At 58.3% G+C, this 24,593-nt stretch carries 19 protein-coding genes; 7 read left to right on the top strand and 12 right to left on the bottom strand.

From position 1 onward, the window contains the following. Nucleotides 1–249: 249 nt before the first annotated feature. Nucleotides 250–1,317: an NAD-dependent epimerase/dehydratase family protein gene (locus tag FJ423_RS02870; RefSeq protein ID WP_140839506.1), complete on the bottom strand. Its 1,068-nt coding sequence runs from the start codon at nucleotides 1,315–1,317 to the stop codon at nucleotides 250–252. Nucleotides 1,318–1,557: 240 nt separating this feature from the next. Beyond that, nucleotides 1,558–2,241 (bottom strand): helix-turn-helix transcriptional regulator, encoded by a 684-nt coding sequence (locus FJ423_RS02865; RefSeq protein WP_095768664.1) that lies wholly within the window; start codon nucleotides 2,239–2,241, stop codon nucleotides 1,558–1,560. 324 nt (nucleotides 2,242–2,565) lie between these two features. On the opposite strand from FJ423_RS02865, the gene FJ423_RS02860 reads away from it, so the two are divergent. Further along, nucleotides 2,566–4,245 carry a PAS domain S-box protein gene (locus FJ423_RS02860; RefSeq protein WP_246680067.1) on the top strand — a complete coding sequence of 560 codons (1,680 nt, stop codon included), beginning with the start codon at nucleotides 2,566–2,568 and terminating at the stop codon, nucleotides 4,243–4,245. On the opposite strand, the gene FJ423_RS02855 is transcribed toward FJ423_RS02860, so the two are convergent. After that, the gene (locus tag FJ423_RS02855) at nucleotides 4,242–4,913 is read right to left on the bottom strand and encodes a response regulator transcription factor (protein ID WP_095768696.1); all 672 of its coding nucleotides are present in this window, start codon (nucleotides 4,911–4,913) and stop codon (nucleotides 4,242–4,244) included. The genes FJ423_RS02860 and FJ423_RS02855 overlap by 4 nt on opposite strands. 643 nt (nucleotides 4,914–5,556) lie before the next feature. On the opposite strand from FJ423_RS02855, the gene FJ423_RS02850 reads away from it, so the two are divergent. Genes FJ423_RS02850 through FJ423_RS02825 form a run of 6 tightly spaced genes read left to right on the top strand, consistent with a single transcriptional unit; the run spans nucleotide 5,557 to nucleotide 11,726 of the window. Next, nucleotides 5,557–6,279 carry an NDP-sugar synthase gene (locus FJ423_RS02850; RefSeq protein ID WP_095768666.1) on the top strand — a complete coding sequence of 241 codons (723 nt, stop codon included), beginning with the start codon at nucleotides 5,557–5,559 and terminating at the stop codon, nucleotides 6,277–6,279. Between the two features lie 50 nt (nucleotides 6,280–6,329). Then, nucleotides 6,330–7,466, top strand: a complete 1,137-nt coding sequence (locus FJ423_RS02845; RefSeq protein WP_095768667.1) for a DegT/DnrJ/EryC1/StrS aminotransferase family protein — start codon at nucleotides 6,330–6,332, stop codon at nucleotides 7,464–7,466. Continuing rightward, complete coding sequence (locus FJ423_RS02840) at nucleotides 7,463–8,152, top strand: sugar transferase (RefSeq protein ID WP_140839033.1); 690 nt, start codon at nucleotides 7,463–7,465, stop codon at nucleotides 8,150–8,152. Before FJ423_RS02845 ends, FJ423_RS02840 begins: the two co-directional genes overlap by 4 nt. 53 nt (nucleotides 8,153–8,205) lie before the next feature. Continuing rightward, nucleotides 8,206–9,210: an SDR family NAD(P)-dependent oxidoreductase gene (locus tag FJ423_RS02835; RefSeq protein ID WP_140839031.1), complete on the top strand. Its 1,005-nt coding sequence runs from the start codon at nucleotides 8,206–8,208 to the stop codon at nucleotides 9,208–9,210. 26 nt (nucleotides 9,211–9,236) lie between these two features. Continuing rightward, nucleotides 9,237–10,448 carry a hypothetical protein gene (locus FJ423_RS02830; protein ID WP_246680066.1) on the top strand — a complete coding sequence of 404 codons (1,212 nt, stop codon included), beginning with the start codon at nucleotides 9,237–9,239 and terminating at the stop codon, nucleotides 10,446–10,448. Nucleotides 10,449–10,463: 15 nt separating this feature from the next. Continuing rightward, on the top strand, nucleotides 10,464–11,726 hold the full coding sequence (locus FJ423_RS02825) for a polysaccharide biosynthesis/export family protein (RefSeq protein ID WP_140839027.1): 1,263 nt from the start codon (nucleotides 10,464–10,466) through the stop codon (nucleotides 11,724–11,726). A gap of 21 nt (nucleotides 11,727–11,747) precedes the next feature. Here FJ423_RS02825 and FJ423_RS02820 read toward each other — a convergent pair whose 3' ends face one another. The 9 genes from FJ423_RS02820 to FJ423_RS02780 form a co-directional block, all read right to left on the bottom strand. After that, nucleotides 11,748–13,103: an HlyD family type I secretion periplasmic adaptor subunit gene (locus FJ423_RS02820; protein ID WP_246680065.1), complete on the bottom strand. Its 1,356-nt coding sequence runs from the start codon at nucleotides 13,101–13,103 to the stop codon at nucleotides 11,748–11,750. Nucleotides 13,104–13,114: 11 nt separating this feature from the next. Continuing rightward, nucleotides 13,115–14,809 carry a type I secretion system permease/ATPase gene (locus FJ423_RS02815; RefSeq protein WP_140839502.1) on the bottom strand — a complete coding sequence of 565 codons (1,695 nt, stop codon included), beginning with the start codon at nucleotides 14,807–14,809 and terminating at the stop codon, nucleotides 13,115–13,117. Between the two features lie 336 nt (nucleotides 14,810–15,145). Beyond that, the gene (locus tag FJ423_RS02810) at nucleotides 15,146–15,859 is read right to left on the bottom strand and encodes a class I SAM-dependent methyltransferase (protein ID WP_140839500.1); all 714 of its coding nucleotides are present in this window, start codon (nucleotides 15,857–15,859) and stop codon (nucleotides 15,146–15,148) included. Between the two features lie 44 nt (nucleotides 15,860–15,903). Next, nucleotides 15,904–16,170: an acyl carrier protein gene (locus FJ423_RS02805; protein WP_095768673.1), complete on the bottom strand. Its 267-nt coding sequence runs from the start codon at nucleotides 16,168–16,170 to the stop codon at nucleotides 15,904–15,906. Between the two features lie 54 nt (nucleotides 16,171–16,224). Continuing rightward, nucleotides 16,225–17,778 carry an AMP-binding protein gene (locus tag FJ423_RS02800; RefSeq protein ID WP_181174701.1) on the bottom strand — a complete coding sequence of 518 codons (1,554 nt, stop codon included), beginning with the start codon at nucleotides 17,776–17,778 and terminating at the stop codon, nucleotides 16,225–16,227. Continuing rightward, nucleotides 17,775–19,793 (bottom strand): asparagine synthase (glutamine-hydrolyzing), encoded by a 2,019-nt coding sequence (asnB, locus tag FJ423_RS02795; RefSeq protein WP_140839025.1) that lies wholly within the window; start codon nucleotides 19,791–19,793, stop codon nucleotides 17,775–17,777. Before asnB ends, FJ423_RS02800 begins: the two co-directional genes overlap by 4 nt. A 2-nt stretch (nucleotides 19,794–19,795) precedes the next feature. Further along, nucleotides 19,796–20,779, bottom strand: coding sequence for an NAD(+) synthase (gene nadE / locus FJ423_RS02790; protein ID WP_181174700.1), 984 nt, complete (start codon nucleotides 20,777–20,779; stop codon nucleotides 19,796–19,798). After that, on the bottom strand, nucleotides 20,776–23,514 hold the full coding sequence (locus FJ423_RS02785; protein WP_181174699.1) for an AMP-binding protein: 2,739 nt from the start codon (nucleotides 23,512–23,514) through the stop codon (nucleotides 20,776–20,778). The genes nadE and FJ423_RS02785 overlap by 4 nt, the downstream gene beginning before the upstream one ends. Nucleotides 23,515–23,910: 396 nt before the next feature. Next, nucleotides 23,911–24,339: a hypothetical protein gene (locus tag FJ423_RS02780; RefSeq protein ID WP_246680063.1), complete on the bottom strand. Its 429-nt coding sequence runs from the start codon at nucleotides 24,337–24,339 to the stop codon at nucleotides 23,911–23,913. Nucleotides 24,340–24,593: the final 254 nt, after the last annotated feature.

Raw genomic sequence — 24,593 nt, 5'->3', positions numbered from 1 at the left:
TGGGATTGGTGACCGGCGACAGACCCCGGCTGGCGCGATGTGATCCATTCTAACGCAGGCATCAAGGTACGTACGGATTGGCGGGCTTGCGTATCGGCGTCTCGATGAAACGCCAAACGAAAGAGGCGCAGAGAATGCCTCGTTCTTGCCGATTAGCGAGGCGAGCGCGTTGAGAGGGAGCCGCACCTTCAGGCGACGCCAGTGAGCCGATCGCGCGGGTCTGAGTGAGCAGCGCGAACTGCCGGCAATCTACGCTGACACGAGCGTTTGTTGCTCCGTCTCAGGGTCCGTCGCGCTTCCATGAAAGTGTCGATACCATTCGACGAAACGGGCAACGCCATCCTGGAGCGTGGTCGCCGGCGCGAAGTCTACGGCCCGGCGAAGATCGCCTACATCGGCGCGCGTCTCGAGAACATCACCTGGAGGCAAAGGCACATCCCTCCTGAGAGCTTTGCGACCTACGGCTGTCTCTATGATCGCGATTAGCCTATTGATCTCCTCTGGCCGGTCATTGCCAATGTTGTACAGGCGATATGGGGCTGAGCTGGTGGCTGGATCAGCCGCGTGACCGTCCCAATTCTGGTCGGCACACGGTGGCGTTGCGAGTATTCGAACCACCCCTTCGACGATATCGTCGATGTAGGTAAAATCTCGCCAGACACGGCCGGCATTGGACACCTCGATCACGCGTCCTTCGGCGATGGCGTGGGTAAACGCGTAGACAGCCATGTCGGGCCTGCCCCATGGTCCGTAGACGGTGAAGAACCGCAATCCTGTCACCGGCAAGCGAAATAGATGACTATAGGAATGCGCCATGGCTTCATTCGAGCGCTTGGTGGCGGCATAGAAGCTTATTGGATGGTTAGCGCCGCCATGTTCGGAAAAAGGTATGGTTTGGTTGGCGCCGTAAACCGAACTGGACGAAGCGTAGACCAGATGCTTGATATCGAAGTGCCGGCAACCCTCTAGAACATTGAGAAACGCCACGATGTTGGACTGAACATAGGCATGCGGGTCGACAAGAGAGTAACGCACGCCCGCCTGGGCAGCCAAGTGGACGACATATTGCGGTTGAAAGTCGGAGAACAAAGCTTGCACCAACAATCGGTCCGCCAGATCCATACGCATCGGAGTGAAACCTGGCTCCGCGCAGAGGTGCGCAAAACGCGCTTCCTTGAGCTTTAGATCGTAGTAGGGCGTGAAATTATCCACGCCTATGACCCGCGCACCGTGACGCAAAAGCCGCGATGCCACATGAAACCCAATAAAGCCTGCGGCGCCGGTGACTACAACAGGACCTTTTCGTGCCAGCTGCATAACCGCCATATCCGGACTGGATCGACCGTATTTCGTTCCTGTTGAACTGGATTTGTCAGGTTGTGCGTCAAGCATGCCCGCGGTCTTGGGATTATGTCCGGCCATGACGAATTGCCCCGCTTCGAATTTTCTGCATCGAGATCCTCGGCTATATCTGGATCAGGCAGGGATGCGCTCGCACAGACGCAATGCCAAACCAACATACCGGACACGCGCCGCCTCGCGGTCGAGGCGGCATTATCACGGCAATACGGAAATTCGTCCGAGCAGAGCTACCAGTTCACCCTGGCGCTTGGTTTCTGTTTTGGCAAAAAGCGAGGCAAGCTGGGACCGGATCGTGGTGCGGCTGAGATGCCAGCTGCGGGCGATTTCCAATGGTGCGTCCCCTTGAGCTAACCTCATGGCAAGCTGAGTTTCAGCGCTCGTGAGGCCGAACATCTTTTGCAATGTCTGCGGATTAGCCGAGGACCGGGTCTCCCGGTCTAACAACGCTACGATACTTGTACCGTCGGGCGCAATCACCCCGCCCTCATTGAGTATCACCGGCCGATCGTCAGTGGTGCGGATCACCACCCATGACAACGAACCTGGCAGGAAGTTGGTTGGAACGTTCGCGACCAGCCGCCTCAGCGCAGCCGTAAGCTCCGGAGCCGTGCCGGCCGTCTCACCCTGCCGTTCAAAGGTGCTTTGAGCGGCAATGTTCCACTCCACCACCTTTTTCTCGCGATTGAGGACCAGGAAGCCACAGCCAATGCGGTCCAGCATCCCGGTGACGGATTCCAGGCTCCGACGCTTTGACGCACATGCTGTGCCCTGCCTGTCCGACGTGTAGCGTGCCAGGCGAGCGACACTGCCGTAAGCAGTGCTCAATTCAATATGGCGCTTATTCGCAACGGTATCGTTGTGCCTATCAATGAAAGACATTGCCTTCCCACCCCTGTTGGCCGAAAACCGCTAAGATCTCCAATCGTTACGCTTGACTCCAAGACAGATTTCTCTGCCAAAAATCTTTGATCTCAGAGGCTTGCATCGGTTTCTTCATGCTCTCTTACAAAGAGTCCAGGCGGACCGGACGCTCTTCGTGAATGATAGTAAGCTTGGATTTGAGGGCCGCAATCCGGCAGTGGTATTAGATCAGGCGGTGGAGTTCTAGGCTCGACGGACTAATCCGAAAGTTGTAGTCTGTGAGGTATGGGGCTGCATCTGCGTAGAACGGTTTCGGCCTTGAAGGGCATCTCGCTAGCTCACATGGCTTCCATGCTGGTGCTAGTTTTCACGCTAATATTCGTAATAACAAACTTAATTCAGACGGAAACTGAAGCAACCTTCATATCATCTATTCCAGCTATAGTTGTCGCTGCATATCTTGTTGGCCGTCGCGGTGCAATCATTGCAACTCTCGTGACAGTCGCCGCCAGCCTCGGGGCCGAACGACTTCTGCGCGGTTCGATTCCCGCAGAGGACTGGCCGCGAGCAATCTTTCTCCTGGTTTCCGGCTTCATGATCGCCTTCATGTTCCACCGCTTGCGGCAGGACCTTAGCGAGGCCCTGAAGGTCGCCGAAACTCGACTGGCCGCCGTCGAGGCCACCGAGAGCCGCTTCCGTTCGGTGTTCGAGCGTGCGGCCCTCGGCTTTGCGAACACGAATGAAAAAGGCGAGCTTCTGCAATCCAACAAACGTCTTTGTGAGCTGACGGGATATACCGAAGCCGAGCTTGCTCAATTTCCGCTTGCGCAGCTTGTTCATCCCGATGATCGCGATAGCGTTGTTGAAGCGCTTGCCGATCAAGGCAAGTCCGCGATGCCATTCGATATGGAAGCCCGATTGAAGAAGAAGGACGGGTCCACATTCTGGGCTCGCCTGAACCTATCGTCGTACCGTTCCGACGGCCTCCTTTCAGAGAGCGCGATCATCGTTGTCGATGACATCTCGGAACGACGGACGGCGCGCGAAGCGATCCGGGTTCAGAAGGAACGGCTTGATCTGGCGCTTTCGGCGGGGCGGTTGGGAACCTGGCAAGTCGACCTCAAAAGCGGCGTCGTCACGGGTTCCGACAAATTTTGGGAAATCTTAGGCCTGCCGCGCGCCACCAGTTGGCCGATAGACGAGCTAGCTGCAGTCGTCTATCCCGCGGACTGGCCAAAGCTTGCACTCCCCAAAGAATCCGGCGCGACCACGAATTACGACGTTGAGATAAGGGTGCGACGTCCGGATGGACCTATTCGTTGGGTCGCTCTGCGCGGACGGGAGGAGCGGTATCATGATCAGCAGCTGCTGATCGGGATAGCTGCTGACCTGACTGAACGTCGGCAGACCACGCTTTTGCGTGCCACGGTCAGGAGACGGGACCGTATTTTGATCGAACAGCGCCATCGATTCAGCAATCTTTTCGCGGTCGTGATAGCGCTGGTCAAAATGGTTGGTGCTCCGGCGAACAATGTCATGAAGTTCAAGGAGGACCTAATCGATCGGATACGAGCGCTTGAAGTCACGCATATGATGATCTCCGGTCGCACCGACAGTTCGGTATTGCTCCGGGATCTCGTGGTCCAGGAACTGTTGCCCTACATGGAAACGCGAAAGATAAAGACCCATGGCCCTGACGTCATGATGTCAAGCGGCGCTGCCGAAACCTTCGCAATGGTTGTTCACGAGCTTACGACGAACTCTGTCAAACACGGCGCGCTTGGCGGTTCCCGAGGGCGCCTTGAGGTTAGATGGGCCGATAGTGGAGAAAGCGATGACGTCGTCTTCGATTGGATAGAATCGGGAAGACGCAGGAAGGCCAAGAACATCGGCCATGGCATTGGTTCGATGATATTGGGCGTCAACACCGCGCCGCTTATCGGCCATGCCTCGAAGCTGGAAATATTTGAAGGCGGTCTACGATACTCGCTGCGGCTGTCTCGACGTGAAATCGCGCCCTAGTCGATATATTTCGAACGCCAGTTTTGTAGCGCGACGGCTGCCTCGGTGCGGTTGCGTACTCCCAGCTCACGCATTACCGCAGCGGCGTGAATTTTTGTCGTTGCTTCGGAAATGTCCAAATCGCGAGCTATCTCCTTGTTTGAAAAGCCTTCCGCCATCAGCTTGAGCACGTCACGTTGCCTTGAAGTCAGCTTGCTTAGGCTGGCCGCTCCCATCCGCCGTTGGGTCCATGCCCTCGCCGATTGGGGTGCGTGTGAGCCGGGTCCCCCGGAAGGTCGAGACAACAGCGCCGGCACATAGATGCGGCCTGCCAGAATCTCGCGCACTGCCGACACCACTTCTTGGTCCGTCTGAGATTTCACGATGTAGCCGTGCAGCCCGATCGACAGGGCTTTCAATATTTCCGCTCGTGAATCATTGCCGGAAACGATTGCAAAACGGGTGTCCGGATACGCTGACAAAACGTCGCCGAGCACTTGCTGGTTGAACAGTCCCGGCATGTTCAGATCCAGAATGGCAAGATGGATGTCCCGCTGAGCCAGGACACTGGCAGCGGCATCAAAACATCCAGCTTCGAATATTTCCAGTTCCGGGAGCTCGGCCTTGAGCGCCAAACTCAGCCCACGACGATACAGACCGTGATCGTCCGCAATGACGACTCGATACATTTGCATTCCACCCCAACGCAGGCCCTACAAAGCGGGCCCTGAAACGCCTAATGCGGCTAAACGATCAATCGGGGAATGGCCTTGGCGGTGGCCAACCACTCGTCGAACGCCCAGAAATCCGCACCACTTGCGCGCCGTATTGCTAATATATTCCTCTATGGCGGAAAAATCTCTTTTTTTTTCCGAGGACCGTTCAACCGGCTTGAATCGCACCGTCTCTGCCTTTGTCAGAAAGCCAACATCGCGATCAGGCGCGTCTATGGCCAACTACCAAATTCCATGTGACATCAGCTGTTTGAGCGGTAGCGAGACGTAAATTCCAGCAGGTGGATTCTGAGGTCCGCACTGGGGCATTTGAAGGTCTCGTGGCCAAGCTATTTTGCAGATGTAGGTCGGCATATTCGGCGCCATCGTGCCTCGCGGCGGACAGGGCGGACCGGCCTAGTCGCTGAACCTGCGGAGGCAATGGATTGGTGCCATTCGATTGCACGACGACATCCTTCGAACGCTCACTTACCGTTCTTCATAAGATGCTCGGGACGGACACGTGGCGACTTTTCTATCCGACCCATAGTCGGAAGAGGTCTGAACACGTCTACCCAGGCACCAACCATTGAAGCGGCGTTGAACTATGGAGGATCGGATGAAAGCGGTTATTCAATGCGGTGGGATGGGAACACGACTTCGTCCCTTTACGTCGGTGTTGCCGAAGCCGCTGATGCCAATTGGTGCCCGGCCGGTGCTCGAGCTGCTTCTCAAGTGGCTGCGACGCAATGGCATTGAAGAGGTCTACATCACGACCGGGTATCTCGGCCATCTCATCCGCAGCGTGTGCGGTGATGGTTCGCAATGGAACCTGAAAATACGGTACACTCAGGAGATGGAGCCGCTGGGCACCATCGGGCCACTGTCGCTTATCCGAGATGAACTAACCGAACCCTTTATCGTGCTGAACGGCGACGTTCTCACCGATCTTAGCCTCAGCCGATTCACAGCTGCTCACCGCAAGCACAAGGATCCGGTGACCATCGCTACCGCCAACCGTCTTATCAAGATGGATTTCGGCGTCATCGACGAAGTCGACAATGCAGTGCAGATGTTCCGCGAGAAGCCGACGCTTTCTCATCTCGTTAGCATGGGCATCTACTGCATGAATCCGGATGTTCTGAGTTTTATTCCCTCCGGCATTCCATTCGGATTCGACGACCTGATGCTGCAGATGATGCAGCAAGGCACGGTCGTCCATGTCTACAAGCATGAGGGACTCTGGCTCGATATCGGCCGCGTCGACGATTTCCAGAATGCTCAAGCCATTTCTTGGGAAGAGCAGTCGGCTTCGATCGAAGTCGCGGCAGCGGCTGCCTGACAAACGGCGAGAAACTCAAACACGAATGATGATTTGGGAGTGAGGTCACCATGCTCTTGGTCAGTGCCCCGATTTTGGGTGTTCCGGAGAAGGCGGCTCTATCAAAGGTCATTGATAGCAGCTGGTTGACCATGGGCGAGCAGGTTCGATTGTTCGAAGAGTCGTTTGCCCGCATGCATGGCGCGGACGATTGCGTTGCGGTGAGTTCCTGTACCGCGGCGCTTCATCTCATTTTGCACGGACTTGGCATTGGTCCGGGCGATGAGGTGCTGGTTCCGTCGCTAACTTTCGTGGCGACCGCGAACTCAGTGCTCTATGTCGGTGCAACTCCCGTCTTTGTCGATATTGAGTCAGCCGACTTGCCGTTGATGTCGCTTGCGGAAGCCGAGGCTCGATGCACGCCGCGAACGAAGGCCATTATTCTCGTTCACTTCGCCGGGTATCTGGCCAATCGAGAACAATGGCAAAGGTTCGCTCGTGTTCGGGGACTGCACATCATTGAAGACGCGGCGCATGCTCCTGGCTTGAGAGAAGTAGGGACCTTCGGCGTTGCCGCGGCCTTCAGCTTCTACGGCAACAAGAACATGACAACCGCCGAGGGCGGCGCCGTAATCGCCCAAGACCATGAACTGCTCGAAAGGATTCGCCAAGCGCGCGGGCACGGGATGACCACCGGCACACACCAGCGGCTGAACAGCCGCACGCCGCAGTATGACGTCACCATGCTTGGGTTCAATTATCGTATGGACGAGATGCGGGCCGCAATCGGACTTGTCCAGTTAGGAAACTTGCAAGAATGGAACGAAGTAAGGCGTATCCTCGTCGTCCTTTATCGGCGACTCATTGCAATGCACTGCCCGGCAATAATCGTTCCATTCAGTGAATCGCGGCGATCGGCGCACCACATCATGCCGATACTTTTACCGCGATATGCCGACAGGCAAGCCGTTATCGACGAACTGCGCAACCAGGGAATCCAAACAACGATCCACTATCCGCCCGTGCACCGGATGACGCTGTACCGCGAGCTTTTTCCCGGGACCCAATTGCCGCGAACAGAAGACTTTGCTCAGCGGGAGCTGACGATTCCACTTCACCCGCAGATGACCTCAGCGGTGGTCGAAGCGGTTGTGGAGGCTCTGGCAACTGCGGTGAACGGCTGTACCAAAGCAGGAACGGCCGCATGAATGCGACAGATCAATCCCTCCACCGACACTACGTTGCAGTCTCGGCCCATGGGTCTGTGCGGCGTTTGATCGACATTGCCATTGCGAGCGTTGCTGCGGTCTTGTTTGCGCCACTGATGCTGCTGATCGCCATCGCCCTTCTGGCCGAGGGCGGTAGGCCGGTTTTGTTTGCACAAACCCGCTTGGGCGCCGGGGCTCAGCCTTTTCGCATGTACAAGTTCCGCAAGTTCGATGTGCGATGCGATCCCCACGGCCTCGCGCTGACGGTCGCCGACGACAAGCGCATGACAACGATAGGGCGCGTGCTCGCCGCGACAAAGTTCGATGAATTGCCGCAACTGTGGAATGTAATCATAGGCGACATGGCAATCATTGGACCGCGGCCGGAGAGCCTGGCGTTCGCCGACTGTTTCCACGGCGGCGCCGAGGCTGTTTTGCAGTACAAGCCTGGGTTACTCGGTCCGAGCCAGGTTCTCTTCCGCAACGAAGCGAATTTCTATCCGAAGTTCACGGATCCGGTGCAGTACTATCGCGAGACCCTGTTTCCCGCCAAGGCCATGATCGACCTTTCCTATTATCCGCAGCGAACTCTGGTGGCTGACGCCGTCTGGATGGCTCGCGGTTTTCTAGCCGTTGTCGGCCGGGTACCGCCGTCGCCGATCGCGACTAAAGCGCATTCGGGCTGACACTCCGGTGAGTGTCACCGTCAGAGTGGACATGGCAAGAGGGACGATTGGTCATGGACTACAAAGGCAAAAAGGTACTGGTCACGGGCGCCGATGGATTTATCGGATCGCATCTCACCGAGGCGCTGGTCCGCAATGGAGCGGATGTCACAGCATTGGCGCTCTACAATTCGTTCGACAGTCACGGCTGGCTTGACGATTTGCCGGACAACATCCGAGCCCACCTGAAATCCGTGCGTGGCGACGTGCGCGACAGCGCGTTCCTGAACAGGATCATGCGCGGCCAAGCTGTGGTTTTCCATCTGGCTGCTCTCATCGCGATTCCATATTCGTATGCGGCTGCCCAGTCATACGTGGAAACCAATGTCATGGGCACGATGAATGTTCTCGAGGCAGCGCGTCAGTGGGACACGGAACGCGTCGTGCACACCTCGACCAGCGAGGTTTACGGCACGGCGCTGACCATGCCTATCAAGGAGTCTCATCCGCTGCAGGGCCAGTCTCCATATTCGGCATCGAAGATCGGTGCCGACATGATGGCCGAAGCCTACGCCAGGTCATTTGACGTTCCCGTCGTAACTCTGCGGCCATTCAATACCTACGGCCCACGCCAGAGCGAGAGGGCGATAGTGCCGACCATAATCAGGCAGGCCCTCGACAAGAACTGTTCGGCTATCATGGTCGGGGATACGAGCCCTATCCGCGATCTAACCTTTGTTGAAGACACGGCGGCAGCATTCCTGACCGCAGGCGTGGCGGAACTCAAATTCGGCCATGCCTACAATGCCGGAAGCCAGCGTGCCGCGACGATCGCGGAAGTCCTGGACCTGGTGGTCGAGTTGAGCGGATCGAAGAAGCCTGTCTATCGAGATGAAAGCCGCTTGCGCCCACAGAACTCCGAGGTTCGCGCGTTGCTTGCAGACTCGACGCAATTCGAAACGCAGACCGGGTGGCGAGCCCGTACCAATCTGCGAGATGGGTTGGAGCGCACCATATCATGGTGGAAAGCGCGTCTTAGCGAGGGGCGGGTGCGCCGGGAAATGGGCTACATGACATGACTTGTCGTCGCCGGCATGTGTTGTCGATGATCTTCGCTGTCGCGTGGCTTGGTCCGCATGCTGCCGCAAGCCAGGCGGGCAATACGTCAACGCACTTTGTTGCGACGCCGGCGATGCAGTTGCCGGACTATCTGCGTCCTACGGTCGATCCCGCGTTTGGGGAAACATTCACCCGGATCACAAAATCCGGGCCGCTTGGAAATGGGGTCGCGTGTATAAAAGATTATTGCAGCCACCGTTATTCCAGCGCCCAAGCCTGGAATGCGGACCAGAGCCTTCTCGTTATAACCAACGGCTGCAACGGGATGTGCTTTTTCGACGGACACACATTCCTACCGCTGCTGATGCGCGATCGATCGGGCGAATGTGAGTGGCATCCCCAAAATGCGGATCTGATGATCTGCGTTCGAGGCCAGCGAATATCGACCTGGGCGCCGCGGACCAATCACGAGGATGTGCTGTTCGATTCAAAGGACTATCGGGATCTGCACTTCGGACCAGGCAAAGGCAACCCGAGCCGAGACGGTAATCGCCTGGCAGTGCGTGCACGTCGATCGGACGGTGCCGAGGTCGTCTTCGCGTACGATCTCAAGCAGCATAGCAAGTTTGCCGATATCGCACTTGGGCGGCTTGCTGGGGTCAATGAGAACTGTTCGATCTCTCCTCTGGGCGAAAATATTCTCTGCATCCAGGCACTGGCGGACGGCACCGAACAGTCGTTTATATTTTCGATCGACGGCGCTCCAGGCCAGCAGTGGACAGAGCATCATCGGCCGGGGCATGGCGACATGACGGTCGACGCCGATGGGAGCGAGATCTACGTCGGCATCAGCAAATCCTATCCGGACAGCTATCAGGTGATCAAACGCCGGCTGTCTGACGGGAAAGTAACTTCGCTTATGAAATACGGCGAGGCCTCGCATGCTTCTCTGCGTGCTTTGAACAAACCTGGCTGGGTGTTCCTGAGCTACGGCGGCGACCCGAATGTGGTTTCGGCGCGTCCGGAAATGGCACCCTATGCACGAGAGGTTATCGCGCTGCGCCTCGATGGCAGCGGAGAGGTTCGGCGCATAGCGCAAACGCGCAGCGTTGATTTCGACTACCGCAGCGAGACCCATGCCTCGCCGTCGCCCGATGGCTCGCAGGTAATCTGGTCCAGCAACTGGGGTGTGCCCGGCGGACCTGTTTATGATTTCGTCACCCGCGTCGACTGGTCGGAAGAGGCGAAGTCGAACTGAATGGAGATGTCACCGATGGCATTCATGAACCGAAATCTTCTTGCAGCGATAGGTGTGCTGGCTGCGGTTGATGCTGCCTCCGCGGCGGACGACCGGTCAGCCTACCATCTCTCCCCCGGCGACATCGTCGAAATAGGAATCTCTTCGATACCGGAACGAACTCAACGTGCGGTAATCCAGATGGACGGTACGATTGCGCTTCCCCAAGTCGGGAAGATATCCATCGGCGGTCTGACGCCTGCCGAGCTGCAGGCCCGCATGGAAACGATCTTGCCTACCAAGATATTTCAGCAGCGTTTGCCCGATGGGCGAGAGCAGATGATCGTTGTCCAACCTGGCGACGTGACCGCGATAGTCGCGGAATATCGCCCGATCTACGTGACTGGCGAGGTGCTCACTCCCGGCCAGCAGGCATATCGGCCTCTCATGACGGTGAGACAGGCGATTGCTGTGTCTGGCGGTCTCAGCCTTCTGCGCTCACGCGTAAATCAGACCGGTCCTGACCCGGTTGATCTGCAGCGCGACTATGAATCGCTTTGGGGGGAATACACCCGCGACTATTACCACAGTGCTCGCATTCGCGCCGAACTGCAGGATCAGCCAAGTTTCGATACCAAGCCCCCCCAAGGGTCGCCATTGTCTGCCGCCTTCAGCTCGGCCATTGCCGACGCCGAAAGAGAGGCGCTGAAGATCTCTCTCGATAACTTCCAGCAGGAACAAAGCTACGTTGATCAGGGCGCAAAGGATGCCGCGGCGCAGATCGACGTTCTGACCAAGCGCCAGCAGGTCGAGAGCGACGGGGTCAAGGCGGATGAGGATGACCTGGCTCGGGTGACGAAATTGTTTCAAGCAGGCAATCTGACCAACGCCAGGCTGTCTGACGTCAGGCGCTCCGCGCTTCTCTCTTCCAATGGGCAGCTTCAGACATCGGTCGAGCTCATGCGGGCGCGACGCCAGCAGGAAGATTATCTCAGGCAACGCGAGCGCAATGAAAACCTGCGAAGGATCGGTTTGCTGACCGAGTTGAAGGATACCGATGTCCGTCTTGCCGATACCACCGCAAGGCTCCACGCCACCAGCCAGAAATTACAGCCCGCTGGCGCGTCCGCTCTGCCGTTGCCGGTAAGCGGAGAAGCCATTCAGACCCAGATCACCATCGTGCGCAAGATTGGTGAAGAATGGCGCAAACAACTCGTCGAAGAAGATTCAGAAGTGCTTCCGGGAGATACGATCGAGGTGAGGTTCAGCAGCGATCTGGGACGTGCAGCAAGCCAGTAGGGGGCCGCGTTTGCGGTCCCGCTATTGCTTGAAGGCCCGGGAAATCTGATCGGTCAATGGCTTAAGCAAATACGACCAGACGCTGCGCTCCTCGGTGCTTATGTGAACTTCGGCAGGCATGCCTGGCTTTAGGATTTTCTCGCCCTTCAGGCAGGTGGCCTGGTTGTCGACGTGGATGCGAGCCGAAAAATAGGAAAGCTGGCGTTCCTGATCCTTGATCAGATCTGCAGAGATACGCTTCACCGAACCCTCGCAGACGGGTGTCGTTCCGACGTCGAAAGAGGGAAAGCGGATTGATACCCGCTGCCCGGGCTGGACATCATCCATCCGGGTCGGCGGAATGAGCGCATCCACGACAAGGTTGTCGGTGTCGGGTACAACCACCATGAGCACCTCCCCCGGTCCAACTACGCCTCCGACGGTGTGGATAGAGGATTCTTGTACCGTCCCGGTCTGGGGAGATCGGATATCCGTCCTTGCGAGCTCGTCGTCCGCCACTATCTTGCGCTCTTCGAGCTCTGTGCGCTTTGCTTCGTTTTCGCGGAGCTCGCTTGTCACGTCGCTGCGCATCTGCTCGTCGAGCTGAAGCACCTGCAAGTCCGTTTCACTGATGTGGGCTTGCACCTCAGCGATTGCTGCAACAAGCCGCCCCGACTCACCGCGAGCACGAGCCTCTTCCAGGCTGACATTGCTCAGTCGCTCCTTGGACACCAATTTCTTGGAGTAAAGAGCTTGGACGTCGGCAAGGCTGCGGGTAAGGAGATCCAAGGAGTCGTTCGTCGCGGCAAGCTGAGCCTTGAGACCGTCAATCTGATGCCGAAGTTGCATCGAGCGGCTCTGCAACTGTGCCTTTTGGCCAGCCAATGCCGTAGCCCGGCTTTCAAACAAGGCACGTTCCCCGTTGACAAGAGCAGCCACCCGCGGGTCGCTCATTCTCACGCGCAGACTGGGTGGAATCTGCATTTCCGGCAGCCCTTGCCGCTCTGCCTCGAGCCTGGCCAGGCGGATGGTGACCCGGTCGAGATCTTCACTGACGATCTGCAGGTTTGAGCGTGTGAGCGTGTCGTCAAGCCTGACCAACACGGCGCCGGCACGCACATGATCACCATCCTGGGCGAAGATCCCACCGATGGTGCCGCCGGTCCGATGCTGGACCTTCTTTACACTGCTTTCGACCACAACGGTCGCTGGCGCGATCACAGCGCCGGCGATCTTGGTTAGTCCCAACCACGTCCCTCCGCCAACGAGCAGAAAGGCGGTGGTTGCCAAGCCCAGAGCCAGGTTGGCACGGATGCCATCCGGATCATTGATCAGCCTGGTTCCGAGCCAACGACTTGCGTCGTCGACACGAGCATAAGAAATAGTCGCGTCAGACACGGAATAAGACCTCAAGCGTTGCCGGCATTTTTTTGCAGCGGAACGACTGCCGGCTGGGGGAAGGGGCGGACGACATTCGAGAGAACATCTTCTCGCGGGCCAAATGCGTGGACCATCCCGTTCGACATGACCAGTACCTGATCGATATTGACGAGCGCAGAAGGGCGATGCGCCACGACGATTACGATACCGCCACGCTGGCGCACCGCCAGGATCGCCCCCGCCAACGCAACATCGCCGTCTGAATCCAAGTTGGAATTCGGTTCGTCGAGCACGACGAGAAACGGATCGCCGTAAAGTGCCCTGGCCAATCCGACCAGTTGCCTCTGCCCGGCCGACAGGGCCGTCCCGCCTTCGCCGATTCGTGTTTGGAACCCCTGAGGCAATCGCATGATCATCTTGTCGACACCCGCCGCTCGAGCGGCTGCCATGACGCCTTTTGGGTCGCTCTGGCCACCAAATCTCGAAATGTTGTCGGCAACCGTTCCATCGAACAGTTCGACATCCTGCGGCAAATAGCCGATATGAGCACCGAGCAGTTCCGAACTCCACTGATCGAGAGCAGCGTCGTCCAATCGAACCGTTCCCCGAATTGGCTTCCATACTCCGACCAGGGCACGCACCAGCGTTGTCTTCCCGGAACCGCTAGGGCCGACGACTGCCATCCCAGCGCCGCTCGCCAGGCGAAAGCTTACATTTAGAACCGTAGGCCGTTGTGCGCCTGGGGGGGCTATCGTCAACTCCTCGACGGAGAGTTGCCCCCGCGGGCTGGGAAGCTCCATAGGAGCGCTTTGGCTACCGAAAGCATCCAGCGCTGCAGTCAAGTCGGAATAGCTTCGGCGCGCGGCCAGAAATCCTCTCCAGTTTGCGATCGCGGCGTCGACCGGCGCCAAAGAGCGGCCAAGCAATATCGAAGACGCGATGATCACACCCGGGGAAGCGTCCCCCCCGATCACCAGATAAGCGCCCAGCCCGAGTACACTCGATTGCAAGGCCATCCTGAGTGTCTTCGACAATGATCCGGTTCCGCCCACGATGTCGGAGAGCCGTTCCTGGTTCTTGAGATAGGCATGGCTGACTTCTCCCCAGCGTCGGCCAAGCCTGGCGGAGAGACCCATCGCCTGAACGACTTCCGCGTTGCGGCGGCCGGCATCGGCAAGGACGCGTTGCGCGACCAGTGTTTCGGAAGTTCGGGCTGCGGGGCCGCGGCCGGCAATTTCTGCGACCACGGTCAAAAGCACGACAACAACGGCGCCGACGGTTGCCAGTAGCCCAAGGGAAGGGTGCAACAGGTAGATGACCACCATGTAAAACGGCATCCACGGGGCGTCGAAAAAAACCGTCGGCCCCAGGCCGGAGAGAAAGCCGCGCAGCTGGTCCAAGTCGCGAAGCGGCTGCACCCGGTTCGCGTCCTGCCCGGCGACCAGGGGCACCGACAGCGATATGGTGAAGGCCTTCTGCTGCAGATTTCTGTACAGGCGATTGCCGATTCGAACCAGCAAGCGAAGCCGCACGAAATCGAGCAGCCCGTATATGGCATAGAGGCCCAGCATGCCGACCGTAAATCCCACGAGCGTCGGAACGCTCTGCGAGGGAAGCACACGGTCATACACCTGCAGCATGTAGACGGAGCCGGTCAGGGCTAGAATGTTTATCACCGCCGAAAAGAGACCAATGCCAACCAGCCCGGACCAACAACCCGACATGGCTGAGAGCAAATGTTGCGTACGATGTTCCCTCACGACGCGCGATCTCTCACTCGAGATTGTCGCACGGCCTCGTGGACGCTGTCAGCGTAGGACAAGATCTTACCTTTCGTTGTGACCCGCCCACCCCGAACATTACATCAAGCTAACATTCGTCAAATTTTATCAAAATGCAGCAAAATCGTGACGCTCAGACGCTAAATCGTGAATCGCCACGAACAAGCTGGGGATAACCGACCCTGGAAAGCGAGCGTTTATTGACCATTTGAAGGTCGACGGGGTTTGCCCTTTGTCGGATCACGTTTTGATGTCTGTTGGATGAGGAAAGTGACCTGATCAGACATTCGACGCGCGTGGTTCATCGGGGTTCTTCATATGGGCGACAACGACACGGCCCTCGCCAGCTTCGTTCGAGATCGTGCCAATATTCTCGTAGGCCTTTGCGCGGTTGAGCAGACTCACGACTTGCCGGTCCTGGCCAAGGCCAACCTCGAACAGCAGCATGCCACCTGGCCGCAGGTATTGCGGCGCGTCTCTTATCACCCGCATGTGGATGCTCAGGCCGTAAGGGCCAGCCGCAAACGCCTCGCGCGGCTCGAGCTCGGTCAAGTGAGAGCGGTCGCCCTCGAGCCGCTTTTCCGAGATGTATGGCGGGTTGCAGACGATCATGTCGATCCTGCCGACAAGTTCCGGGCCGGAGAGAGGCTCAAACAGGTCGCCCTGCAGCACCGAAACGCGCCCTGCCAATCCATGATGGTCGACGTTGCGGCGCGCGGCTTTAACGCACCCATCCGTTAGGTCGCTCGCCCAGATCCGCGCGGTGGGGGCATAGTGCGCTATGGCGCATGCCAGATTGCCGGCGCCGCAGCACATATCGATAACGCGGGGTTCTGCAGTCCTCAACTGATCCAAGGCGCCGAGGGCGGCTGTGCCCAGCAGTTCCGTCTCCGGGCGTGGCACAAGCGCGCCAGGTTCCACGAGCAACTCCAGCCCCATGAAGATGGTGCGCCCTTTGCTGTAGGCATCCTCGACGCTGATTTCTTGGCTCACGACAACCCGCTTTTCCAATGCTGTCGTTCGGGAGACAGCTATGATCAGTTCTTTTTTCGGATGACGTATTGTGCAATCCCTTGGATGGAATCGAGGTTCTCAGGCAGAAGCTCGCTGTCTTCGACGACGATGCCAAAGGTTTCCTCAATGAATCCGATGACTTCCAGGACTCCCGTCGAGTCGACGATACCTTGGTCGAGCAGGGACGTATTGTTTTCCAGAGCCTCAGCGTCAGCAACATAGAAGTTGGACGCCAGAAACCCCCGAATTTTCTCGCTGTAAGTCTCTATCCTGTCTTCGCTGGACAACATTTTGCTTCCCCGGTTAAAACAAGAAAATTGACGCCAAGTCTCGCGGAAAACGCCTCATGACAAAGCCGTCTTCTTAAGTTTTCCCGTATCTGTCATCGGCAGGCTGGGTACAATGACAATTGATTTTGGGACCATGAAATTTTCCAGGCGCCTCTGACATTCCTTCTGCAGTTGTTTCTCGTCGATGGACCTTCCTTGCTCCATCACGACGAACGCCTTCACCGCCTGCCCAAGAAGTTCGTCCGGAACGCCTATCACGGCGGCCTCCCGCACCCCTGGAATGCCAACAAGCGCGTTCTCAACCTCTTTGGGCGCGACCTTCTCGCCACGGGATTTGATGATCTCATCGCCACGACCTACGAAATAAAGGTACCCTTCCGCGTCGATCCGGCAGTAGTCGCCGGTGTAGAGGACCTGTTCACCGGGCAGAGGACCAGGTTTAAGCTTCCTTGCGGTCGCCTCTGGCTTGCCCCAGTATCCCTTCATCACGGTCGCGCCGCGGATGACGAGCTGGCCGACGACGTCGGGGCCGACCCGCTTGTCGTCGTCGTCGACGATCCACATTTCCGTGTTCGGGATGGCTATCCCGACGCTCGACGGCTTTCGTTCAAGGTCCTCTGGCGGCAGGTAGGTGCAGCGCTTGCACTCGGTGAGCCCGTACATTGAATAGATGCGCGCGCTCGGAAAAAGGTCCTGGAGCATGAGAATATGCTTCAACGGCAGGGCGGCCGCGGTATTCGTAACATAGCGGATGCTCGAAAAATCCTGATCCTTCAGCGATTTGAGCTCCGAGAGCGCCGCAAAAATAGTAGGCACGCCGGGGAAACCTGTGACCCGTTCTTGCTTGATCAGTCCAAGGATCTGCGCTGCAAAAGCAAACGAGCGTTCAAGCACCAGACGGGCGCCAGTGCGGAACGCCATGATCATCTGGTACAGGCCGTAATCGAATGCCAAGGGCAGGACATTGAGGATCACTTCGTCTTCGCCGAGCTCAAGATACGATGCGATCGAGGTGCAAGCCGCCATCATGTTTGTGTGCGTCAGCATCACGCCCTTGGGCTCGCCGGTAGAACCTGACGTGTAGATTATGGCGGCGAGATCAATGTCGATGCATCGGCGCGCCGGTGCCTCCCCGTTGCCGGCAATCGCAACATCCCAGCGAACCGCATGAGGCAGTTGCATCAACTCGGCGTCATCTATAGGCCCGGAGACAATCATCCGGCGCAGTGACGGGCAGTTGCGGGCCGGCTCACTGAAGACCGAGGTCAGATGGTTGTCCGTTATCAGCGCGGCTGGCAGGCAATCGTTGAGCAGGTAATGAAGCTTGTCGCTCTTGGTCAGCGGATTGACGATGCACACCACGGCATTCGCCTTGAGCACGGCCCAGAAGCCGACGACCGTCTCGACGGTGTTGTCGGCGAAGATCATCACGCGATCGCCGCGCGTCACTCCGGCGTCAGCCAGGTGTTGCGCAACGTTGTTGGCACGAGTCTCGATCTCGGCATAGGTCACGCGTTGCCCGCCGCAGACCAGCGCCACCTTGTCACCCAGCCGGTCGGCCGAGTGCCTGAGATAGTCGTGCAACAGCGGTATGGCTCCATGCATCATGCCAACACCTCTTCCTTGATCTCATGGTCAACGTCGACGCTGAGCTCGATCTTCTGCCTGCCGATGGGGCGGCTTGCGATAAACTGCTGGTGAAGAAGCTGGGTGGAGAGCACGCCCACCAGCGCCATGTTGTCGGAATTGGAAAGATCTTGGTCCACGGTCCTGGCTCGACACTTGCCCAGCAGGCGCGCGACCGACTCCGCATCGAAGACATTTGCGTCGCGCAACGCTCTTTCCGAAAGTGCCTCGCGCACATAGGCTGGTGCATTGTCGGCAACGAAGCATTGAGCGTTCGGCGCCCTGTAGGGCTGTTTCTTGCGGGCGATGATTTCCGGCGGCAGGATCGGCTCGGCCACCCGCTTCAGCACATGCTTCTCGTCCAGAATGCGCAGCTTGTATTTGGCTGGAAGCGAGTTCGCGAGTTTTACAACGTCATCGTCGAGGAAGGGGAAGCGCCCTTCGACAGAGTTGCCCATCAGCATTCGGTCTCCCTGCGAGGAGAGCAGATAGCCGGACATCAAAGTCTGGATTTCGATATACTGGTCCTGTGCCAGAGAGTCCCAGCGCGAAAATTCGTCGGGCAGGCGCGCAAGGAACGCGGCGGCCGCGTTGTACGGTTCCGTCTCGGCTTTCATGTCGGCAGAAAACAACCGCTTGAGAGCGCTGGTCGTGCGCCAACGGGTACCATGTGCGAAGCCTGGCGCATCATGGGCATGGATATCATGTCCGAAGAACTGACGCGCCATTGCTTGCTGATGCACCGGGGAACGAGTGAGATAGGGGTACAAGCGTTCCAGCAACCGCGCGCGTCTCGTCGAGGATGGTTGATGCCCCCAGAAGCGGCGCACCTTCCCTTCCCGGAACAGGTCGTAGCCAGCGAACATTTCATCCGCGCCTTCGCCCGTCAGCACGACCTTGATTCCGTGCTCGCGTACCAATCTTGAAAGCAGAAGCAGTGGCGCCGGCGCGGTCCTCAGGATCGGACGTTCGGTGTGGTAGATCACCTCTGGAAAGACATCGGCGATATCGCTGCGAGAAACCGTCACCTCGTGGTGCTCGCTGCCGGTCGAGCCTGCCACCAATCGCTGGTAGCTGGTCTCGTCATATTCAGCATCGGCAAACCGCAGCGAAAACGTCTGGAAGCGGTCACCGGCGATGCGGCTTGCCATCATGGCGACAAGTGAGCTGTCGAGTCCGCCAGACAGGTAGCAGCCGACAGGCACATCCGCCTGGTCGATCCGCAGCGCCGTCGCCGACTGCAGAGCCTCGCGCACTTCGTCCACGGCGTCATCGAGCGACCCTGGGAATTCTCGGCGTTCGTCGAACGCCTCGGGATAGCTGGGTTTCCAGAATGCCTGCTCACGAACGGTTCCGTTCTCATAGACCCGAATGTGGCCAGGCTTGAGTTCCCGGACCCCCTTGAATACGCCTTGCGGCGGGACCACCGTCCAGAGAGTGAACGTCTGATCAATGCCGGCTGGATCGAAGGCTCGCGGCAAAGCCGCGTCAGCCGCGAAAATGGCCTTCACTTCGCTGGAAAAATAGAGGCGCCCAGCGTGCTCGCAAAAATGCAAGGGGCATATGCCGAACCGATCGCGCGATAGCACGAGGCGGCCGGCCAGCGAATCCCAGATCGCGATTGCCCATTGCCCGTTCATCCGCTCAAAAGCGGAGTCGCCCCATTCGCGATATGCATGAACTGCCACTTCGGTGTCGCTGCGGGTGCGGAAGCGATGACCGAGCGCGACCAGCTTCTCGCGAAGCTCAACGTAATTGAAAATCTCGCCGTTGAAGACAATCCAGGTCTTGCCGCTCGTGTCGGCAAGCGGCTGTTGCCCATTCGAAAGGTCAACAATTGAAAGGCGTGCGTGGGCCAGCCCCGCGCGATTGTCGCGGTAGAGGCCGTGTTCGTCCGGACCGCGATGCACGAGCGACCCCGCCATGCGCAGAAGCGCCTCGCGTGAAGGCCGCGCCGCGGTAGCGTCCAGTGCCACGATTCCGGCTATGCCGCACACGCTCAGCCCTCGTCCATCTCGACGGCGGGCAGGGGTCTCGCGTGAAGATAACGCGCTGCGCGCCGCTTGCTTTCAATGTCCTTGAAGACTTTCTGAACCTGGTCGGGAGTGAGGCCGGCGACCGCTGCGATCTCGTTGGCAGAAATGCCGTGGTTCAGGCCATAGAGACACAAATCCGTCAGGTGATATGGCAATGCGAAATAGAACTCCTCCTGGCTTTGCGCCATGGAGAACGTATCCGTGGTTGGCGGCCTGCGCCGCACCTCAGGGTCTATCCCGAGATACTCCGCGAGTTGATAGACTTGCGTCTTGTAGAGGTGGACGATCGGCAGCACGTCGGCGATTCCATCGCCCTGTTTGACGAAAAAGCCTTGGTCGTGCTCCAGCCGGTTTGGCGTGCCTGCCACCGCGTAGTTGAGACGGTCCGCGTGATAATACTCCGTCATCTTTCGCACGCGTTGCTTGTAGTTGGTGGCGGCGACGATCTGCAGATAGGTTGCGGGTGGCAGTCTGACCGTGTCGACTTTGCCATCCGGATCCTCGACCGTCAGCCTGGTAATGTTGATGCCGTTGCTTTCCAGAACCGACGCCATCACCAGCTTGCACTTCCAGCCTTGACCGTAGGCGGGAACGACGGTCCGTATCGCCTCGATCTGACGTGAATAGGCACCGATGCCCTCCAGGGCAGGCGTGATGTCTTCAACGATCGAATCGATACCAAGTTGCGATGCAACCGTTCGGCCAAGCCGCAGCGAGTCGCCGGAAGAATGGGATTCCGGCATGAATAGGCCGAGGACCTTATCTTTCCCGAACGCGCCGACGCAGAGTGCTGCGACAACGGAGCTGTCGATGCCCCCAGAGAGGCCGACAACGACGCCTCGGCGCCGGAGTGTACCAAAGACCTGTCGACGCAAGGCTTCTACGATGCGATCGACCTCGGCACGAGCGTCGAGCACCAGGGCATCCTTGCCAAACCCGGAGATCACGTCGATGACCGTTCCTCCCCCTGGCGAGATTCTTCTGGCAGATAAGTTCGGGCCACGGCCGCCTCGATGAGCGGTCGGTTGAAGGCCACGTTAGGCTCCGAGACCATGTCGATGTGGGTGCCAATGATTGGAATCACATCCAGGTCTGCGAAAGCATTGTCCCACCCGATGGCGCGAGGCATTCCAGGACGGGCGCAGCGAAATAGGGTACCGGTGATCGGCAGTCGGGGTCTTGGCGTCTGGAGCCACTGAAAAAACGCTTTGGCCCTCAAAACTTCCTGAAGCTCCAGCTTGGCCCTAAAGCTGGTCGCGTTGAATTTCTCCTGGGCATAGCGATCAAGCAAGCGGGCCAGTTGCATCTCGTAGCCCATTCGGACCACGACCTTTGCAAGGGCGCGGCAAGCCATTCTGTAGGCGGTAATACGATTGGTTCGGATTCGATGAATTGTGCGGACGACCGTCTCTCGGTAAGTGCTCCGTTCACCGAGCAGGCTGGTGTCGAGGATGCCCAGAAACTTCACATTTCGCCCGACAGCCAGCAGCCTTGAAGCAACTTCAAAAGCAACGACGCCGCCAAGCGAATGGCCGAGAAGTCGTACGTTACCTTCAGGCTGGGCGCGGCGTATCTGGTCGAGCGCGGCCTCGGCCATATCCGCGACCGAGTTTTTTCCCTGCAGTATCATTGCCAGGGCGGGATACCTGATCGGGACAACCCGGGCGGTTCTACCCATGGAGGCCGCGAAGGCGGCAAGGCTAGGGCCATAGCCGACGGACCCGGGGAGCAGGAAGAGAATTGGCGGATGCTCTTTGCGCGAGCTGGCCTGCTCGTTACCTGCTTTCGCGGCCGCGACGGCCTTCACCATTTCGTCGAAATTCATTCCGACGGTGAAAGGTTCAAGGTCGATCTCCAGGCCGAGGACGCTTTCGATCTCCATGACACAATGCAGCAGCTTCAGCGAATCGCCGCCGGCGTCATCCCAACGTCCCGCGGCAACGCGCGTGTTCAGAATCTTGGTCCAGGCACGTTGCACGATCTGCTGGATAGTCCGTTCGGGTCCTGTATTCGGAGCCTGGACAATGCGGTCCTGCCTCACGCTTGCGCCGTCCAACTCGGCAAGCCTCGCCATGTCGACCTTCCCGCCCGGCAGGCGTGGAATTTCGGCAATGGCGTGCAGTCTCAACGGGCATAGAGGCGGCGGCAGTGTCGTTCGGGCAAGATGGCGGAGATCGTCCGCGAAGTTGGAAGTGGCCGGCCCGCGAGGTACGGCGAAGGCGATGAGTTCCGTTGACGCCGTCACAATCGCTACAGCGTCCTCAACGGAAGGCGCGCCACGCAAAACCCGCTCCAGCTCCGCGGGCTCAACGCGTCGGCCATTGATTTTTATCTGACGTCCCTTGCGACCCATGATCTGTAGCAGGCCATGGTTGTCCAGTTGGACGAGATCACCCGTTTCAAAGATGCGGACGGACGGGTTCTCGGGGTCTGCAGCCACGGGCACGACGACGCCGTTCTCCCAATGGCCAAGCAAGACATACGGACTTTTTATGACAAGCTCTCCAGTCCCGCCGGGCGGCACCGGGCGTCCTTGCTCGTCGATAATCGCGAAACTGATCCCTGGAAGGAGCCATCCGACGGGAACCGAGGCAGCCTGCTCCGGCCAATCGGTCGGTACAAACCATTGTGATCCTGTCGTCTCGGTTGACGAGTAGCCGATCTGCACCAGGCAGTTGCTTGAAACGGCGTCGCGTAGCAGCTTGATGTCAGACCATGACACCTTTTCGCCGCCGATCCGAGCCACCCTGAGACTGCGGAATGCGTCTTCTGATTTGTTCGCCATGAGCGCCCGCAGGAGAGCCGGCACCAGGTAAGTGACAGTCACTCCCTCGGCTTGCATCCGGTGTAAAACCGCGCGCAAGCCTACGGCTTCGACCTCAAGAAGATGCAATGTGGCGCCGGTAAGAAGGGCGGCGAGCACCTCTCGACACCCAGCGATAGTGGCCGGTCCCGTAAGAGGCAGGAATACATCCTGCGCATTGATGTGACAGGCATTTACATATTGCTGAACACGCCATAGCAGGCTGCGTTGACTGTTAACGATGCCTTTTGGCCGACCTGTACTGCCTGAAGTGTAAAGGACGATCGCGGCGGCATCCACGGATACCGGATGGAGCTGGGGAACGCGATCGCTCTTTGGTTCGCCGCGGGGCGAGACATTTATCCAGCCGACAGCTCGCGGCAGGCCCGTGGGTCGGACATCTCCATCCCCTATGATGGTCGATAACCGCGCCTCGGACACGATCGCATTGATCCTGGTATCCGGATCCCTCGTATTCAGGGGTACCAAAGGCCGCCCTGCGGCCATGCTCGCCAGCATCGCCAACGGAAAGAAGGCCGTATTCGCAAGAAGAATACCGACGGCGTTTTCGGCGGGAGTGATGGCGAGGATGCGGCTAGCCAGTGCTTCGACAGCCGAGACGAGTTCCGAATAAGTGAAGCGGTTGGTTGCGTCGGTAATCGCCAGCTTTTCGGGATGCTGACTGGCCACATTTTTCAAATGATCGACAATGGCGACATCGGCATAATCAGCGTCCATCCGCTGATAGGGGCGCAAGACAGGGCCGCCTTGGTCGAGAGCGTATTCCGGGACATTCGTCCATTTGTTATTTGCCGCCGATTGAGAATCCGTCCGCGGATATTCAATCGCGAGTTCCGATCCTGAGTAGGCTGGTGACATGACGGGCTCACGCTATGGATAGCGTCAGTTATCGCCGCCCGCCCAAACCATTTCATCGATCATTCTGATGATGCTGGCGACGCTAGAGGTGTACATCGAAAAATTTCGCGCCCGCCTTATGGCGGCGGGGCGTCAGACTAAAGAACAGCCGTGCGAGATGGAGAGCTGATGCCGCGGCGCGGGCCGGGGCAGATTTGCATTCTGAATGGCTCGTCTAGCGCCGCGGTCTGTGTTTGCCAAAAGGCACGTCGCGCTCAGCCACTCGCTACACGATATCCACCGAGAAAATTTTGAAGATAGTTACAGCGCGCAGCGCGCGATCGACTCGGTTGCTGTCCTTCGGACGGTCCTTTGGAAATACCGCAGTCTATACGACCGGTTTTGCATCGACGGCACTTAGCGAGTTCCGCCGGCGATCCTGTTTGTCCACGCGGCGATGGCCAGTCCGCAGATCGCGCCTGCAAAATCAGCAATCCAGTCGAACATGTCCGTGTCCCGCGCCACCAGCGGGGTGGCCTGAAGAACCTCGATCGCCGCCCCTACAAAAAGGACCAATACAACCAGCCTCAATTTTTGCTTGGGCCAACCGAGACCGCCGAGGACCCCCAAAGTCGTGAAGGCGACCGCATGATTGAGCTTGTCGTGACTGAACGTGAAACCCATGCCCAGCATATCGAGAATACCGCCGGGCAGCAGAGCTAATAAAACAATTGCCACCAACGCGAATGGAAAGGTCATTCTCGCCACCAGCGAGCAGGTGTCCGTTGCCGGCAAACGCGTCAGTCCTTCAATCGAGCCTGCTGAAGCTTTCTCAAGTCGCGGCAATTAACCTCATCAATTCTCCCGCTTAGAACCTCCGCCATGCCGGCGCATCGGCTAAATGAATGAGGGCCGCGGAGGTGGAAGCTCATTCGGTCTAATAACACCGGGATATGCCTGCGTTGCCGCAGCGGACCCGATCATCCGCTATGTGAAAAGGTTCACCTAGCCAGGCGTTTAGTTGCGCTATGTACGAGAGGAGAGTCGCAACGGTTTGGGGAACACGGCGTCTGGAGCAGCGGGTGGCAGCGGCTAGCCGC

This window comes from Mesorhizobium sp. B2-8-9, from assembly GCF_006439475.1.
GTDB lineage: Bacteria > Pseudomonadota > Alphaproteobacteria > Rhizobiales > Rhizobiaceae > Mesorhizobium.
This window is presented reverse-complemented; position numbering and strand designations above follow the sequence as displayed.